Origin of the sequence: Virgibacillus sp. M23 (genome assembly GCF_034190895.1) — a bacterium.
Taxonomy (GTDB): domain Bacteria; phylum Bacillota; class Bacilli; order Bacillales; family Amphibacillaceae; genus Virgibacillus; species Virgibacillus salarius.
The window spans coordinates 44390-61386 of record NZ_JAWDHA010000022.1 but is presented as its reverse complement, the minus strand read 5'-3'; the positions used below and the strand labels follow the sequence as shown (position 1 = coordinate 61386).

15 protein-coding genes are annotated in these 16997 nt (G+C 37.4%); 7 read left to right on the top strand and 8 right to left on the bottom strand.

Going from position 1 to position 16997, the window contains the following annotated elements; all coding sequences use genetic code 11:
- Positions 1–270 precede the first annotated feature (270 nt).
- From RVS70_RS10810 to RVS70_RS10800, 3 genes are all read left to right on the top strand, one after another.
- Positions 271–780 carry a hypothetical protein gene (locus tag RVS70_RS10810; RefSeq protein ID WP_228088854.1) on the top strand — a complete coding sequence of 170 codons (510 nt, stop codon included), beginning with the start codon at positions 271–273 and terminating at the stop codon, positions 778–780.
- A 220-nt stretch (positions 781–1000) separates the two neighbouring features.
- Positions 1001–2581 carry a hypothetical protein gene (locus tag RVS70_RS10805; RefSeq protein ID WP_321133263.1) on the top strand — a complete coding sequence of 527 codons (1581 nt, stop codon included), beginning with the start codon at positions 1001–1003 and terminating at the stop codon, positions 2579–2581.
- Between the two features lie 358 nt (positions 2582–2939).
- Positions 2940–3395, top strand: a complete 456-nt coding sequence (locus RVS70_RS10800) for a hypothetical protein (protein ID WP_205388862.1) — start codon at positions 2940–2942, stop codon at positions 3393–3395.
- Between the two features lie 101 nt (positions 3396–3496).
- Here RVS70_RS10800 and RVS70_RS10795 read toward each other — a convergent pair whose 3' ends face one another.
- From RVS70_RS10795 to RVS70_RS10760, 8 genes are all read right to left on the bottom strand, one after another.
- Complete coding sequence (locus tag RVS70_RS10795; RefSeq protein WP_321133261.1) at positions 3497–5197, bottom strand: DUF6044 family protein; 1701 nt, start codon at positions 5195–5197, stop codon at positions 3497–3499.
- Positions 5157–6287, bottom strand: coding sequence for a dTDP-4-amino-4,6-dideoxygalactose transaminase (gene rffA / locus RVS70_RS10790; RefSeq protein WP_121605756.1), 1131 nt, complete (start codon positions 6285–6287; stop codon positions 5157–5159). Before rffA ends, RVS70_RS10795 begins: the two co-directional genes overlap by 41 nt.
- Before the next feature lie 4 nt (positions 6288–6291).
- Positions 6292–6648: an EamA family transporter gene (locus RVS70_RS10785; RefSeq protein ID WP_121605755.1), complete on the bottom strand. Its 357-nt coding sequence runs from the start codon at positions 6646–6648 to the stop codon at positions 6292–6294.
- 2 nt (positions 6649–6650) lie between these two features.
- Entirely contained in the window at positions 6651–7340 is a 690-nt protein-coding gene (locus RVS70_RS10780; protein ID WP_026680107.1) for a GNAT family N-acetyltransferase, read from the bottom strand.
- 4 nt (positions 7341–7344) lie between these two features.
- Complete coding sequence (locus RVS70_RS10775; RefSeq protein ID WP_321133258.1) at positions 7345–8325, bottom strand: glycosyltransferase family 2 protein; 981 nt, start codon at positions 8323–8325, stop codon at positions 7345–7347.
- The gene (rfbB, locus tag RVS70_RS10770) at positions 8286–9323 is read right to left on the bottom strand and encodes a dTDP-glucose 4,6-dehydratase (RefSeq protein WP_026680105.1); all 1038 of its coding nucleotides are present in this window, start codon (positions 9321–9323) and stop codon (positions 8286–8288) included. Before rfbB ends, RVS70_RS10775 begins: the two co-directional genes overlap by 40 nt.
- On the bottom strand, positions 9323–10249 hold the full coding sequence (gene rfbA / locus RVS70_RS10765; protein WP_121605753.1) for a glucose-1-phosphate thymidylyltransferase RfbA: 927 nt from the start codon (positions 10247–10249) through the stop codon (positions 9323–9325). The genes rfbB and rfbA overlap by 1 nt, the downstream gene beginning before the upstream one ends.
- Positions 10250–10734: 485 nt before the next feature.
- Positions 10735–11898 (bottom strand): acyl-CoA dehydrogenase family protein, encoded by a 1164-nt coding sequence (locus tag RVS70_RS10760; protein WP_321133255.1) that lies wholly within the window; start codon positions 11896–11898, stop codon positions 10735–10737.
- 314 nt (positions 11899–12212) lie between these two features.
- Here RVS70_RS10760 and RVS70_RS10755 point away from each other — a divergent pair, with 314 nt between their 5' ends.
- From RVS70_RS10755 to opp4B, 4 genes are read left to right on the top strand one after another with little or no spacing between them, the layout of a single operon-like run.
- The gene (locus RVS70_RS10755; protein ID WP_166530515.1) at positions 12213–13238 is read left to right on the top strand and encodes an ABC transporter ATP-binding protein; all 1026 of its coding nucleotides are present in this window, start codon (positions 12213–12215) and stop codon (positions 13236–13238) included.
- Positions 13235–14230, top strand: a complete 996-nt coding sequence (locus RVS70_RS10750; protein ID WP_026680101.1) for an ABC transporter ATP-binding protein — start codon at positions 13235–13237, stop codon at positions 14228–14230. The genes RVS70_RS10755 and RVS70_RS10750 overlap by 4 nt, the downstream gene beginning before the upstream one ends.
- Positions 14231–14257: 27 nt before the next feature.
- Positions 14258–15979, top strand: a complete 1722-nt coding sequence (gene opp4A, locus RVS70_RS10745) for an oligopeptide ABC transporter substrate-binding protein (protein ID WP_026680100.1) — start codon at positions 14258–14260, stop codon at positions 15977–15979.
- A gap of 42 nt (positions 15980–16021) precedes the next feature.
- The gene (opp4B, locus tag RVS70_RS10740) at positions 16022–16987 is read left to right on the top strand and encodes an oligopeptide ABC transporter permease (protein ID WP_321133249.1); all 966 of its coding nucleotides are present in this window, start codon (positions 16022–16024) and stop codon (positions 16985–16987) included.
- The last annotated feature ends 10 nt before the right edge of the window (positions 16988–16997 follow it).

Sequence of the window (16997 nt, the reverse complement as noted above, 5' to 3'; positions counted from 1 at the left end):
GCGGGTTTTGCTAAAAAAGTTAGCTGAAGGACAAACCCCACGGAAAGGGAAGTGGGCAGCCGGAGTGGTGGTCAAGCAGTAGCTATTATTCCATAATAGCTACTAGAGGAAGCGTAAATCGGAGCATGTAGTGATAAGGAATGAGCGAATTTTGCTCCGTTTTTCTTAATTAGTTTATTTGGATCAATCTTTATTATCCATGCCATTTTTTCCACGGATCTAATGATGGTAATTCCTCTAACAGTGATAATCTGGACTTGCTTCTATTACGTGGTCAAAAAGAAACCGAAAAAATTTGTAGAAGAAGCGAAAATTTACTTTCAGCAAAATATGACAAATCAATCATATCAGCTTAGCATTATGCTCGGTGCAGGAGTATTAATTTATGCGTTAAATCAAACAAATTTTGGTGATTATGTAGTGGATGGTGTTTATGCGTTGCAAGAGATGCTACCATTTATTAATATCCTATATCTTCTTCCATTTATTGTGATTTTCCTTGGGTTTATTGGAATGGGACCATTAACCGTGATGGTTTTAGTAGCAGGAATATTAGAAAATATCGCTCTACCATATCCTCCTGAGTTAATTGTATTAGCAGTCACATCTGGTAGCGTCATCTCTATTTTAATTTCACCTCTGATAATGCCAGTAATTATTTTAAGTGCCTCGAACGGTTTAAATGGTTTTAAAAATGGGATTCGCTTTAATTTTAAATATGCAATCGTATTTTATATTATGGTACAGATTTATGTACAAACGATGATACATCTATGGTGAACAACTGCTGAATTCGTTGGCTACGAATTCAGCAGTTTTTAAAATAAAAGGCTGTAGTGTTTTAAATAATCATCGCTTTATAACTTCTTTACTTTAGTTAGTTATTAAAGAAGCCCTGTTTTTCATAAATATAAAGGAGTAAAAGCCCTTTTCAGTTCCATCATTTTACAATGATGTTTATATAGTAACTACCACTAATATTCTGAATGGGGGAGAAGAGATGACGATTCGACTGCTCGTTATGTTTCTTTTCGGTTTACTTGTAATATCCATTCCGTGTTATGTAGCAGCACAAGCAAAAGGTATAGCTAGTCCACGACTTGTAGGCAAGGGTGACGACATAACGGTATTTGGAAAAGGAAATAACGGTAACGATGAAACACCAGGAGAATGGTTTGTTGGGGAGACACCTGAACATCCACAAGAGGGAGCACCTGTCTTACTATTTGTCCCAGGATTAAATAATGTGGCTCAGATCTTTTGGGAAGACAATGGTTTGTATGAGGCAGCCTATGAGGCAGGCTATCATACGGCATTTGTTCAGCTATACGATGCTGGTGGGGCTTCGGCTGATATGTGGGATAACGGAAGACTACTTGCTGACAAAATTGAAGAAATAGCCGCGCATTTTAATGGCCAGCCAATTACATTAGTTGCCTATAGTAAAGGAGGAGTTGATGCTCAGGCTGCAGTAACATATTATGATGCATGGCAATATGTAGATAATATTATTACGCTTTCTAGTCCACATCATGGCTCACAGCTAGCAGATTTGGCAAATAGCTCCTGGGCTGGTTGGCTGGCAGATTTACTCGGTATGCAAGGGGAAGGCACTACTGCAGTGGAGACAGGATATATGGAGCATTTTCGCTCCATCACTGATTCTGAACCATATGCATACTACAACGATATTTATACGCTTGGAGGAACGGATTGGGGGTCCATATTCTCTGCTACTTGGTATGGTGGCGTCTATCTCTCTAGTTATGGAGATAATGATGGTGTAGTAACAGCTGTTAGTAGTAATTTACCGGGTGGTCAAGAAATTGCTATAGGAGACTGGAATCATACTTCAGTTCGCAGTGAAGTCATATTTCCTGTCTTTGAGAGCTTCATAGCGGATGAATTGGTGCCTGGAAGAAGCTTCTCACCAAGCTCCTATAGAATGCCATTACCCACCTCAGACCATTTAGTACGTGGTAATTCGCTAGTTCAAAATAAGAGCGATCAGCTTTCTCTACCGATTGAAGATGGTGTAGACGAGATAACAGTGCAAGTTTATGCGGCTCATGAATTAAATCAGCTTGCATTAATAGATCCATCGGGCAAATCGTATATAGCTACGCAAGCAACAACTCAAGAATCCGGAGGGATATTTACAGGAGCTACTGCATATACAATTCCAGTAAAAAATCCTGTCTCTGGAGAATGGATGGTTGAACTAGGGAGTAAACAGGATAGTGCCTATTTGCTTGTTGCCAATTATGATACTCCAAGGAAGTGGAATCTAGTATCGAATATGAATAAGAATAGTAAAAATAAATCATTTTATTATCAATTAAAGACTGATGATTCCTTCATTCAAGAAGATAGCTTAAAAGCCAGCTATAAAATAGTGGAGTCTGGAACGATGAACGAAGTAAAGTCATTTTCAACGAAAGGAAATGTAGATATGTCTACAAATCTAACATTTCCAAAGAAAAATCAAGCTTATAATATTACCGTAGACATTAGTGGAAAAACAAAGAAAGGTTCTACTTTCGAACGAACCATTATCGATTCTGTATATATTGAGGATTGATGCAAGGAGGCTGGGAGAGACGAATTTTATCCAGATCCTAACCCGAACGGTTTCATTACTTAAAATAGGTTCTATCGTCGCACCATTAAAATACTATGATTTCCGCGGGCGAGGTTTTGTCTCTAGTAAAGCATACTGACTCTTAGGGCTTCACAAAATTTTCTTCTCCCATAGCCTTTTCTATACCAGTCCCTATAAATTGTTTATTTAAGAGGTATATCTTTCTCGGTTTTCTGTAATATTTTTCGAGTTAAGCTAATGAATTAGTTGAAAGCTGATGAATGTTACTAGTCGTTCTAATAATAATTTGTTGTAGCTATGAATAATATGGTAGCAAGCATAAAAAGGAGATGAAACTTTGCATAAACTATTACTATTGCTTTTTATACTTGCTATTGCTGTTGCGGGCACCATATATTTTGTTGTTGCATCATCACCAGAGCATCAAGCAGAGGAGGCTGCCGAGGAATTTTACGCCTATGAGCAAAGAGGAGCTTTTTCTGAGTCCTGGGAAATGTTGCATCCAATGATGAAAGAAAAATTTCCAAAAGGAACGTATATTCAGGATCGATCAGATGTCATTATGAATTATTTTGGAGTACTCCATTTCACATATAGCTTTGGAGATATCGAGGAAATGAAGAATTGGCTTCCTACAGTAGAGGGAGAACCAATTCCGACCGTTTATCGAATCACCGTCTCTCAACATTTTAACGGGAAATACGGTAATTCTACCTTAATACAGGATGTTTATATGGCAGAGGTTGATGGAGAATGGAAGTTGCTATGGGATTATCAAAATATGGATAGTTAATGCATGGAAATGGAGAATAGTCCTGTATATATACTGCTCACTAGAAATCACACATTTCATAAAAGGTCGCGCAGCTCTGCCGTTGAGCTTGCACGATTCCACTAATCTACATGATAAAGCCAAATCTTCCATGCAGCATTAGGGTGTTCGAATGTCTTCTCTAGTGTGAGATGAAGTTCCTCTGCATTATTAATAGGTACAGCTGCTAAGATATACTCTCCTCCCAGATCTTTCAATGCCTTCGTATTTATATCCAGATCTTCAATTAGGTCATTCCGATTTTTGGTATAGAGATAATTTTCACCGTGTTCAGCTACATACATATATAATCTACCGCCCCACGTATCAAAATAATTCTCTAACACTGGATTTTTTTCAAGTTCGTCCGCAATAATTCTCCTAAACGCTTGTTTATAACCCAAAGGAAAACTGTTATTGTATGTATCCAGCGTATAAAACCCATTGTACTGTGCGATAGTTGGATGCATTCCAATACTTACCACTCGGTAATCTTCGAGATTCTTACCAATATATAACTGAATTTCAGTAAACAATTCTTCAGAATAAAATTCTTTAAATGTCGGTGTGCCAATAGAATTATATTTACTTTCCTCATTTAATGGAAATAAAACCAGCCCGCATTGAGCAATAATTAAAAAAACAGCAATGAATCTACCAAAGCGAAGGTGTTTCCAAATAATTGCCAATGCTAAAGCAAAGCAGATGTACCAAATAGCTGGATCGAAAAAGTGAATCCGGGCAAAATTGAAGGTGTTGGCAATCATAAAATTATCCTTCACTACACGCCATCCCTCCCAATACCAAAATGCATACCAGATGGAAAGGGAAAAATTAATAAAAAATAATCCTAATAACCATGTTGGTTTAATAGACCGATAGCCTGCAATGATAAAGGCAAACCCAATTACCGGTATAATAATCCAGTAATGCTGTGCCATATCATGGGTATGACCATAGAGGAAATTTTCAAATGATAACTCTACACTTCGTTGCAAGGAATTATGCCCTAAATTTAATGCGTCGCGATGAGAAGTGAATCCCGAACTAAAAAACATGGACGTGATTAATAGGTAATTTTTTAGTACATAAATACTTGTCATTGCTGCAATTGCCCCAAAAAACGGCCAATGAAACTGCTTCAAGCGAATCCAATCGATAAGCCAAATTAGACCCATGATGGTTAAAAAGAAAACAAAGGTTAGCACAAAACTAGACAGAAATGGGATAAGCAATAGGGTTAGCCAATAATACCAAGGTGTTGCTTTCCCATATTTCCGAATGGATAAAAATAAGAACAAGGCTAGTGGTAATCCAGCAATCGATAGCATACCTGATGGCCAATAGGGTAATAAAGCAAACCCTAACGAGGAACCAACAGTAATGATTGGTATCTTCCTACCAAACGAAGTGAAATGCTTTAATAATAGATACATACCGAAAAAAGCCACGAACCGCATGATAGTTTGCCCAATGCTGTACGCTGTCATGGGTTCAAACATGGTATATAGCCATACCATTGCATCTAATCCAGAAGGTAGGGAACTTCTTGGTAACCCATTAATGATGTTGGGAAATGTCGTATCCGTTAAGCTAAAAATTTGGCCACTTTCTGCAAGCAAGTGATACCATACGATATTGGAGTCTAAATTATCGTGTACACGAATATGTGTGTCTTCACCTAGAATGTAATACGGCATCAGGTAGGTAACGATAACTAGACAAGCAATGCCTACCAGAAGCTTATGGTTGGAAAAACAGTTGTATTTTGTTGACCACATCATTAATTGCCTCTTCTCCTATCCCATAGTAAAGCGGTAAGCGTAATAAGCGATTACTTTCCGTTGTAGTATGCGTATCCTCACCAATAAATGCACCGAATTGTTTCCCAGCATGTGCGCTATGTAAGGGAACATAATGAGTAGCTGTCACAATCTCATGTTCGTCTAAAAACTGTTGCAATTGATATCTTTCTGACTGGTTTTTCATTTTAATATAATACATATGTGCATTATGTTCACATGGATTGGGAACGGTTGGTAAATCAATCTTTCCAGCCAGCTGTAAGTTTAGTAAACCGTGATTGTATTGGTTCCAACTATGTAGACGATCGTGATGGATCTTACTAGCGTGTTCAAGCTGTACGGATAAATAGGCAGCATTAATTTCACTTAATAAATAGGATGAACCAACATCTCTCCATGTATATTTGTCGATCTCTCCACGAATAAATTGAGAACGATTCGTTCCTTTTTCCTGGATCATCTCTGCCCGTTCGCTAAGGGAAGGATCGTTAATGAGTAATGCACCGCCCTCACCACACGTATAATTCTTAGTATCATGAAAGCTAAGTGTTCCCATGTGTCCAATCGAACCAAGTGCTTTTCCTTTATATGTACTCATTAAGCCTTGTGCGGCATCTTCAATAACCCATAAATTATGGCTGTTTGCTAACGTTAATATTTCATCCATATCACAGCTTACACCAGCATAGTGAACGACCACAATGGCTTTGGTCTGATCGGTAATCGCCCGTGCCACTTCCTTTGGATCAATATTCATGGTGCCTGGATCAATATCAACAAATCGAATCGAAGCACCGCGTAATGCATAGGCATTGGCAGTAGAAACAAATGTATAAGAAGGCATAATAACTTCATCATCTGGTTGAACATTCAATAATAAAGCGGTCATCTCTAATGCTGCGGTACAGGAAGGGGTCAGTAATGCTTTATCACAAGTTAACTGGTTCTCTAACCAGTTCGTACATTTTTTTCCAAATGAACCATTACCCGAAATTTTGTTGGACGTGATAGCTTGTTGGATAGCGGTCATCTCTGAACCAATCACACAAGGTTTATTAAACGGAATCATAGAATCACCTCATTATAATAATACCTGCAATTACAAGGGAAAATCCGACTATTTTTGGAGGAGATACTGGTTCCCCAAATAGTACAGCAGAAAGTATAAATACAAGTACAAAAGAAAGACTCATAAAAGGATATGCATAGCTAATATCAAACTTAGTCATCGCTGCCATCCAGCATAGCGCTGCTAGAAAAGCAGAAAACAAGCCAGATAGAATCCATGGATTTAGTAATAACTGTAGTAGGAAATTGATTTTCCCCATAAATGCATTTGGTAAACTTCCATATTGATCAATTTTCCATTTTAGAATTAATTGGCCATAAACTGTGAACCCAATGGTCCCAAGAATATACAGATATCCCATTGTTACACCCCAACTGGTAAAGAGCCATTTAATTTATGATAGACATCTACAGCACCATTTAATCGGAAGCCTAATGAAATAAAAACATTTAATGATGCCGGATTCGAAGGAGAAATCGATGTTCTGACTTCCTCATAATTGCCAATACGAAACAATTCATCAACACAATGGCTGGTAAACGATTTTGCAAGACCTCTCCCGCGATAGGATTTATCCATCGCTAGTAGAAGGACTTTATTAGAATCATAAGCAAAGAAGCCAGCTAAATGATTTCCGTAGATTAGCGCAACAATTTTATCTGCTTGAATTAAATCATTTACCCAGTTTTTATAGCGATGATCAGCCATGAAATTAGGAATATTAAAGTCACGATGAAATCGTCCATTTGTAAAGACTTCACCAGCGATTTCTAAAATATGTGCTTTATCATAATCTCTAGAAAGCTCCATACCATCTTGTTTGAATAATTTCAATTTGCTTTTTTGGCATACTGGTTCTATTAACGTATCTGTATAATAAAAGCCGTATTTATACAACTTCTCTGTATTGATAGTTGGATCAATCTTTAGAGTGAAATGTCCTTCTATTTGATTCGTTTCCTGTAAGGCTTCCTCTGAAGCGCTGGTGAGCTCATACGTATTAATATGAAAATTCCGTTTATCCCAAGGGGTTGGTTTTAAGTATGTGTCCATGCTATCAGCTCCGTTTGTTTGTTTCATATTCTTTACTGTCTGTTGTTTCTCTTATCAAATAAAGCGGCCGATCTTTTGTTTCATTAAATACCTTTCCGATATATAATCCTAGAATTCCAAAATTAAAGAAAATCAATCCACCAATGAAATAGATAGAAACCATGACACTTGTCCAACCTTGTACAGGTTCAGCAAGGAAAAAATATCTACCAAATAAGTACATACCGTAAATAAAGGATACAGAAGAAATAAGAAATCCGAATTGAATGGATAGCCTCAATGGCTTATTAGATTGGGAAATAATCGCATCCGTTGCTAACGTAATTAATTTCTTTAGATTATAGGAAGATTTCCCTTCTTTTCGTGCGTCATGTTCAATTGGAATAGAGGTGCTTTCATATCCCATCCACTGCAAAAACAAGGGAAAAAAACGATTTTGTTCTCGCATTTGTCGATAGCCTACTACTACTTTTTGAGATACGATACTGTAATTGGCAATTGTATAATCAGATGTCCCACCAGAAAAATAATCATAGATGCGGTAGAAAAATTGTGATGACTTCTTCTTCAACCAATTATCTCTGCGTTCCATACGTTTTCCGAAAACCACCTCATAACCTTCTTGACTCTTTTTATACAATTTTTTTATTTCTTCTGGTCGATCTTGTAAATCACAATCCATGACGACAACCCAGTCTCCGTTTGTGTAATCAAGTCCTGCCGTTATTGCATGGTGTTGTCCAAAATTTCGAGCTAAGTTCAATCCTCTAATTTGTTTATCTTTATTATTCAAATCTTTAATGGTCTGCCAAGCATTATCCGGACTAGCATCATTAACTAGAATGATTTCGTATTGGGCTGGAATCTCTTCTATCGTAGTTTTGATTCGACTGCATAATTCACGGAGGCATTGTGTACAGCCGTAGACCGGAATAACGACAGAAATTAATGGACTTTGCTTTTCGCCCATTGCCTTATATACCATTTTATAGTCTTCTGAAGGCCGGTATGAAAGTCCTCTACCGGTTTCCAGCCCAATTCTGTTCGTATTTTTTGATCGTCAACGGCATAACGTTGATCATGTCCAGGGCGATCTTTTGTATACGTGATAAGCTCCCCATGCGAAGAAAGGCCATTTTCCCTTTTAGACTCAGGAGTTAGCTCATCTAAAATGTGACAAACCTTCTTAGCAATTGCTATGTTTGTCTGTTCATTGGAACCACCAATATTATATTTTTCCAAAGATTTCCCATGATGAAAAACAAGATCGAGTGCACCACAGTGGTCTGACACATATAACCAATCACGAATATTAGATCCGTCACCATAAATAGGAATTGCTTCCCCTTTTAGTGCTTTTCGAATAATGGTTGGAATTAATTTTTCATCATGCTGTTTTGGACCGTAATTATTTGAACTACTCGTCACCACTACATCCATTCCGTACGTGTATCCAAAGCTTTTAACGAGCATATTTGCCCCAGCTTTTGATGCACTATAGGGATTTCGAGGATTATAAGGTGTTGTCTCCGTAAATTTCCCTTTTTCACCTAATGAACCGTAAACTTCATCTGTAGAGATATGATGGAATCGTCTGTGTTGTAATTGCCGCTTTCTTTGCCAATCATTTTTGGCAATTTGTAGTAACACCATGGTTCCAAGCACATTTGTTTGAATAAAATGGTTAGCATCTTCAATAGATCTATCTACATGTGATTCAGCTGCAAAATGAATAACACCACCGATATCATAGCGATTGAATATAGTTGTAACAAGTTGTTCATCCGTAATATCTCCATGAATAAAATGGTAGTTAGGTGAATCACTTACCTCGGTTAAATGTAATAGATTACCTGCATACGTCAGTTTATCGAGATTGATAATAGTATAGTCTGGGTGTTTTTTCATGAAATATGGAATGAAATTAGCACCGATAAACCCTGCGCCGCCAGTAATTAAGATAGTAGATTTATTTGTTTTCATTATTCAACCAGCCCTAGCATTGGATTACGATCAATAGTATCCCAATATTGTTGTGTGTGTTTACGGTCAGCGATTTCTAATAGATAGGCTCCATAATCGTTTTTTTTCATCGCTTTTCCTTTTTTATATAATTGCTCCCTAGAAATATACCCTAGGTAATAGGCGATTTCCTCGAGACAAGCTAACTTAAACCCTTGACGTTGTTGAGTAATTTTAACAAATTCCGATGCGTCAAACAGTGATTCATGGGTTCCAGCATCCATCCAAGCAAATCCTCTGCCAAGCAGTTCTACATCTAGCTGCCCTCGTCTTAAATATGCTTTATTTAAATCTGTGATTTCGAGTTCTCCTCTTGCTGATGGTTTTAATGTATTTGCTAGTTTCACAGCTTGATTGTCGTATATATAAAGTCCAGTCACGGCAAAGTCAGATCTTGGCTCCTCCGGTTTTTCTTCGAGTGATATTGCCTTTTGTCGATGGTCAAATTCTACGACACCGAAACGACCTGGGTCCTTTACACGGTAACCAAAAATAGTTGCATGCTTATGATTTCTAAGCGCATGGCGAAGTAGTGTTGTAAACCCTTGTCCGTAGAATATATTATCTCCTAGAATTAACGTGACAGCGTCATTCTTTAAAAAATGTTTAGAAAGTGTTAAAGCTTCTGGAATGCCATTAGGTTGTTTTTGTTCACTATACTTCAAGGTAATACCTAGTGATGAACCATCTCCGAGCAGTTCTTCAAATCTTGGCTTAGCTTCGGGTGTACTAATAATCATGATTTCCTTAATACCCCCAAGCATGAGAACAGATAATGGATAGTAGATCATTGGCTTGTCATAGACTGCTAGCAAGTGCTTATTGATACTGTCTGTGCTAGGAGAAAGTCTTGAACCACTTCCCCCAGCTAAAATGATTCCCTTCATGTACGACACCCCTTATCTCGATATCAATGCATCCATATTTTAACAATAGTATCTTATATAGTATTACCTCAAATGTCTTCATTCTAATCTTACATTTTTATTTCAAAAGTATGTCAAAGATAAAAAAGGGGGAATGAAGGAGTTGAAGAAGTAGAGAAATAAGTATATCATTTGATAATTAGCTAGATTTTAAGTTTTTATTTCGAACAACAAACTAGTATCACATATCTACAAGTGAAAGCTAAATTGTTTTAAATGGTTCATTTTCTATACGTAGTAGTCTGTTATGAAGTCGTTGAAAACTAGAAAAGATTGCCTCTCATCTAGCCTAGAAGGTCAAGAGAGGGGCAATCTTTTCATGTATCTCGTAAATTGCTATAAGCGTGGCATAGAAATAGTTTATCTAAAAATAGAAAAACAGAAGCTCTGAAAGAATCGTAAAATAAACATGTTCTTTGCTAGTGTACGAATGACTTTTAAAATAATTATAGGTTGTTTCTAAATTCGCTTATACTTTTTGATGCTAATTGTATAATGGTCATATCATCCATTGGTGGATTATGCAATCCAGCACGAACATCTCTATAGTATCGTTGAAGTGGGTTACTGCTAGATAGGCTACGCGCTCCGTTAATTCGCATCGCTAAATCAACTACTTCAATGGCTTTATTAACAACGGATAGTTTTACTGCGCCTAACAGAGGTTTCATTTCTGAGCGCTGATCTATCGTAGCATGGTCCCATTTTTCTGATACACCATAGAGAAAGTATTCGCTTTCCATTAATAGAAGTTCCATTTCTCCTAGTTTTTGCTGTACGTTTGGTAAGTCGGAGATGGTCCCCTTAATGCTATTTGGAGAGTAGCTAGAAGCAAATTGTAGGGCAGTTTCCTGGGCTGCTCTAGCAATACCTAAATAACATGCAGGAATATGGAGCAGCCAACCAACTGCTGGTTTTTTCTCTGATGAAAGCTCCTCGACAAAATCGCTGTCGTCCAATTTCACTTGATCTAAAACTAAGTCGTGACTTCCTGTACCTTTCATCGCAATAGAGTCCCAAGTCTCATCAATAGATACACCGTCACGTTCGCGTTCTACTAAAAAATTCCCTGTCTTATCCGTTCCCTTTATAGAAGCACTTACTATAAAATATGAAAGCACTGGTGCTAATGTTGTAAATGTTTTTCTTCCATTAACAAGCCAGCCGTCATTGGTTCGTTCTGCTGTAGTTTCTGGTCGCCCACCCCTAGTAGGACTACCAGTGGCTCGTTCAGACGCTGCATTATTTAATAATGCACTATTTGTCAATACATCTTTCATAACGGATTCATACTTTTGAGGTTCCCAAGCGTCTGTTTCTCCTAAATGCTTCGTAATTCCCATATGCCAACCTATTCCTAAAGCCGTTGAGCCATCCATTTTAGCAATGATTTCTTGCATCTTGAGCATTTCAGTTAGTGAAATGCCTAATCCTCCATACTTTTTTGGAATGGTTAGTGAAGGGTAGCCAATTTCTTTTAAATCGCGGAAGTTTTCGAAAGGAAATACATCATCCTTATCCAGTTGGTATGCACGCTCAGCAAACACGCTTACCTTATCTTGTAAGATTGCTACCCTTTCCTCTGCCGTTTTAAAATCTGCAAGCTTCATTATAATGCCTCCTCATGTTTTGTTGCCTGGAACTGCCTTTACATTGTATAGTTCCGTTAAAATTCATGGGCTATTTTCACTTATTAGCATTCAATGGTTGATTTTTGTGCTTATCTTTATTATTCCATTAATCAAAACATCCTGTAAAGCAATCAGAATAGTAAGGATTTAGAAAGGAAGCTTCCATTTACTATTAGATATAAACGAAAATAAAGAAAGGTAATATTATTTAAATTTTTAAATAATATATATCATAGTCAACTATTACAATTACGTTACATTTCCATAACAGCAAAAAGGGGGCAATATCATTGATGAAAAATAATAAAACACTACTAGAAATAAAAAATTTACATACTGGTTTTTCAATTAATGGACAAATATATCATGCTGTTGATGATGTGAGCTTTGAGATTCAAGAGAAGGAAGTTATTTGTGTTGTTGGTGAATCTGGCTGTGGAAAGAGTGTGATGTCCTTATCCATTATGCAATTACTTCCGCAAGAAAATGCAAAAATTACAAAAGGAGAAATAAGGTTTAATGGGATGCCATTAACAAATAAAACGGATAAAGAGATGAATAACGTCCGCGGAAAAGAAATAAGTATGATCTTCCAAGAGCCTATGACAGCGCTTAATCCGGTTTTTACAATTGGTTCACAAATACAAGAGGTACTACATAATCACTTAGATATCTCTAAACAAGCAGCACGTAAAAAATCGATTGCATTGATGAAGCAGGTTGGAATTTCTAGACCAGAGAAGGTAGTAGATGAATATCCCCATCAATTATCTGGGGGAATGAGACAGCGTGTGATGATAGCGATCGCCATTGCTTTAAATCCGAAATTATTGATAGCTGATGAACCTACAACTGCGCTAGATGTAACTGTTCAAGCACAAATATTAGAATTGCTTACATCCATTCAGCAAGAAGCGAATACAGCAATTATGTTAATTACACATGATTTAGGAGTTGTAGCTGAGATGGCAGATAGCGTAATGGTTATGTATGCAGGGCAGATTGTAGAAACGAGTACTACAGTAGAATTATTTTCTAGCCCAAAACACCCTTATACAGAAGCCTTATTACATAGCATTCCTAAAATGGAAGAAGATGTTGAACGTCTCCATACAATTGGAGGAATAGTGCCTTCGTTAACGAGTATGCCGCAAGTCGGCTGTCGATTTCGTGACAGATGTCCAAAGGCTTTTGCGGATTGTAGGTCTATAACACCAAAGCTCGCTCCTGTAGGTGATGGTCATTTGGCCAGATGTCTCCTTTATCATTCATGCTATCCAAAGCAGCATAGAACAGCAGAGGAGGGAGTTGAAAAATGAAGGAGCTAAAAAAAATAGAAGAGGACTATGAACTACTGCGAGTCAAGAATCTAAAAAAATATTATCCAATTCATGGAGGATTCTTTAAACGGAAGATTGGTGATGTAAAAGCGGTTGACAGAATCTCCTTAACATTAAAGAAAGGCGAGACTTTTGGGCTTGTAGGTGAATCAGGCTGCGGAAAATCAACTGCTGGTAGGACCATACTACGTTTGACAAATGCAACAGACGGCGAAATTATTTTTGATAACCAAGATATTACAAGGTTAAGAGGTAGAAAGCTTAGAGAAGTTCGTCGGCATTTTCAAATGGTTTTTCAGGACCCTTATGCATCCCTAAATCCCAAAATGATGGTTGGTCATATTGTTGATGAGCCAATACGGAACTATAGTTCGAACAATCACCGTGACATACGGCCAAAAGTGAAACAACTTTTAAATAAGGTTGGCCTTCGGGAAGAAGATTATTATAAATATCCCCATGAGTTTTCTGGAGGCCAAAGACAGCGAATAGGTATTGCTAGAGCATTGGCTTTAAATCCAAAATTAATTGTAGCAGATGAACCAGTCAGTGCATTGGACGTTTCCATTCAATCACAGGTTTTAAATTTATTAAAGGATATCCAAGAAGAATTTGATCTAACTTATCTTTTTATTGCGCATGATCTAAGTGTTGTGAAACATATGAGTGATCGAATCGGTGTTATGTATTTAGGGAATTTAGTAGAAGTAGCTACAAAACAAGACATGTATAAAAATCCAATGCATCCCTATACACAAGCGTTAACGTCAGCTATACCTAATCCGAATCCACTTCGTAGAAAGGAGCGAATTATCTTAAAAGGAGATGTACCTAGCCCCCAACATCCGCCAAGTGGTTGTGTTTTCCATACACGTTGTCCAATGGCGATGGAGGCCTGCAAAAAGGTAGTTCCTGAATTGAAGGAGGTGAGGCCGAATCATCAGGTCGCATGTCTTTTATATGATAGATAGACTTTCTTATTTTAGGGGGGAGCTAATTTGAAGAAATATTGGTTTTCATTCATGTTATTGCTTATGTTAACAATGTTATTAGTGGCTTGTTCAGAAGAGGAGGGCGATAAGGAAAAGGAAAATAATGAGACGCAATCGGAGGAAGGGGATAAGGAAGAAGCTACAGGTCCAGTTGATGGTGGGACATTAGTTTATGCACTTGATTCGGCTCCTGAGGGATTATTCAACATTAATTTCTATGGAATAGCAGTTGATGCCGAGGTGATCGATTTTTTAGATGATGGATTAATTACGTATGATGAGGAACTAAAACCACAACCAAATGTGGCGGATTGGAAAACAGAAGATAATCAGCATTATACATTTACCTTCCAAAAAGGGGTGAAATGGCATAACGGCGAAGAATTAACTGTACATGATTGGGTTTTTGCGATAGAAACACTAGCACACCCTGATTATGATGGACCACGATATACTAATGTCCAAACCATAAAGGGTGTACCAGAATTTAAAGCCGGAGAAGCTGATGAAATCGAGGGAATACATGTAGTCAATGATTATGAAATCGAGATTACATTTGATAAAGCTCGTGTTAATAACCTAGAAAACTTGTGGACATATCCTCTCTCTAGAAAGGAATTTGAGGGTATTCCAGTAGCCGAAATGTCGGAATCTCCGCAAGTGCGTCAAAAACCTATCGGAATTGGACCTTTTAAAGTAAAAGAGATTATTCCTGGTGAATCTATTCAGTTTGAGGCGTTTGACGATTATTGGCAAGGGAAGCCTCATTTAGATAGTATCGTGTTAAAAGTTATTGACCCAAGCTTAGTAGTTGGCGAGCTGGAGAATAATCAATTGGATATGACAGCTTTTCACCCAAGTAATTTTGAGTCTATTCAAGCACTTGATAATACGGATGTAATAAGAGCACCAGGACTCTCTTATTACTATGTTGGGTTTCGATTAGGAACGTGGGATGGAGAAAAAAATGTCATGGATTATGAGAAGTATCATGATAAGCAGCTTCGGAAGGCGATGGCTTATGCTATTGATCGGGAGTCGTGGATTAACGAATTTTTCTTTGGTTTAGGTCAGCCTGTAAATCGACCAATTCCAACTGCTCACTGGATTTCAGCGGATGATTCTGATGTAACAGTGTACAATTATGACCCTGAAAAGGCAAAGGAATTATTAGATGAGGCAGGATATGTGGATGTAAATGACGATGGTATTCGAGAAGATCCAAATGGTGAAGAATTTAAAGTCAAGTTCAGTCATTATGCTACACAGAATCCGACGTTTGAAGCTCGTGCAAAAGCACTAACACAATATTGGAATGATGTCGGATTAGCTACAAAGTTAGAAATGCCAGAAGCGAACCTTTATTATGAGCAACTTGAAGAAGCAGATGAATCTATGGAAGTATTCTTTGGAGGATGGAGTACGGGGACAGATCCAGATCCGACAGCCTTATGGGGCAGTGACCAATTATGGAATTACCCACGTTGGGTAAACGAAAAAAATGATCAATTGCTTGCAGATGCAATTGATATCAATGTAGTGGGTCAAGATCAAGAGAAAAGAAAGCAAATCTATATGGAATGGCAAAAAAATGTAAGTGAAGAAGTTCCAATGATAACGATTGCTGAATTGGAAGAGGTAATGGCTGTTAATACAAGAGTACAAGGTGTTGAGATGGATGTATCAGGATTAAATAGTTCCCATGAATGGTGGATTAAACCTAACTAAAGGCTAGATTTTTAATCTGTAATAGATAAGGAGTATGGCACTATGTGGAAGTATTGCTTAAGAAGAATATTAGGTATGATTCCAATGTTGTTCCTTATCTCCATTGTGGTATTTACCCTGGCAAAAATGATGCCAGGGGATGCCCTCTCTGGAGAAATAGATCCGCTTAATACAGATCCAGTTTATATTGAAGATATGAGAGAAAAGCTTGGGTATAATGATCCGTATCATATCCAATATGGTCGTTGGATTTCTGATTTTATTCAGGGTGACTTTGGTCGTTCAGTACGTTATAAAATGCCGGTATCAGATTTAATAGGTGAAAAATTAGAAAATACTATTTTTTTAGGAATAAGCGCATTAATTATTACGTATTTCCTATCCTTTACGATGGGGATTTTCGCTGGTAGGAAACCTTATACAATAGGTGATCATATTATTGGTGCTGCTAATTATTTTGGAATGGCAATTCCATCGTTTGTTGCCGGAGTGTTTGCTATTTATTTCTTTTCTTTTCATTTAGGTATATTTCCTTCCAATGGTTCTGTTGACATAACCTTACAAAATGGAACAGTGGAATACTGGCTTAGTAAACTACATCATGTTATTTTACCTGCACTCGTTTTAGGATTATTGAGTACTGCGAGCTATACACAATTTTTACGAAATGACATTATTGAAAATAGCCGAAAGGATTTTGTACGGACCGCGCGTGCTAAGGGAACAAGTAATAGAAAAATCTATCATGTACATATTTTGAGGAATTCTATTATTCCGCTCATCACGTTTTTAGGTTTTGATATTGTTTCCTTAGTTAGTGGTGCTATCATAACCGAAACTATTTTTACCTATCCTGGAATAGGACAACTATTTGTACAATCTGTTCAAACGAATGACTATGCGGTATTAATGGCATTAACAATGATGTTTTCATGTTTAGTTTTAGTTGGTAATTTAGTAGCAGATATTCTATATGGAGTCGTCGATCCAAGAATTCGATTAGATTAGGAGGGGGGAG

What these genes read in the sequence shown, in the direction of transcription:
- RVS70_RS10805 (WP_321133263.1), top strand. Translation starts at nt 1,001, where the DNA reads ATGACGATTCGACTGCTCGTTATGTTTCTTTTCGGTTTACTTGTAATA.
- RVS70_RS10795 (WP_321133261.1), bottom strand. Translation starts at nt 5,197, where the DNA reads ATGATGTGGTCAACAAAATACAACTGTTTTTCCAACCATAAGCTTCTG.
- rffA (WP_121605756.1), bottom strand. Translation starts at nt 6,287, where the DNA reads ATGATTCCGTTTAATAAACCTTGTGTGATTGGTTCAGAGATGACCGCT.
- RVS70_RS10785 (WP_121605755.1), bottom strand. Translation starts at nt 6,648, where the DNA reads ATGGGATATCTGTATATTCTTGGGACCATTGGGTTCACAGTTTATGGC.
- RVS70_RS10780 (WP_026680107.1), bottom strand. Translation starts at nt 7,340, where the DNA reads ATGGACACATACTTAAAACCAACCCCTTGGGATAAACGGAATTTTCAT.
- RVS70_RS10775 (WP_321133258.1), bottom strand. Translation starts at nt 8,325, where the DNA reads ATGGTATATAAGGCAATGGGCGAAAAGCAAAGTCCATTAATTTCTGTC.
- rfbB (WP_026680105.1), bottom strand. Translation starts at nt 9,323, where the DNA reads ATGAAAACAAATAAATCTACTATCTTAATTACTGGCGGCGCAGGGTTT.
- rfbA (WP_121605753.1), bottom strand. Translation starts at nt 10,249, where the DNA reads ATGAAGGGAATCATTTTAGCTGGGGGAAGTGGTTCAAGACTTTCTCCT.
- RVS70_RS10760 (WP_321133255.1), bottom strand. Translation starts at nt 11,898, where the DNA reads ATGAAGCTTGCAGATTTTAAAACGGCAGAGGAAAGGGTAGCAATCTTA.
- RVS70_RS10755 (WP_166530515.1), top strand. Translation starts at nt 12,213, where the DNA reads ATGAAAAATAATAAAACACTACTAGAAATAAAAAATTTACATACTGGT.
- RVS70_RS10750 (WP_026680101.1), top strand. Translation starts at nt 13,235, where the DNA reads ATGAAGGAGCTAAAAAAAATAGAAGAGGACTATGAACTACTGCGAGTC.
- opp4B (WP_321133249.1), top strand. Translation starts at nt 16,022, where the DNA reads ATGTGGAAGTATTGCTTAAGAAGAATATTAGGTATGATTCCAATGTTG.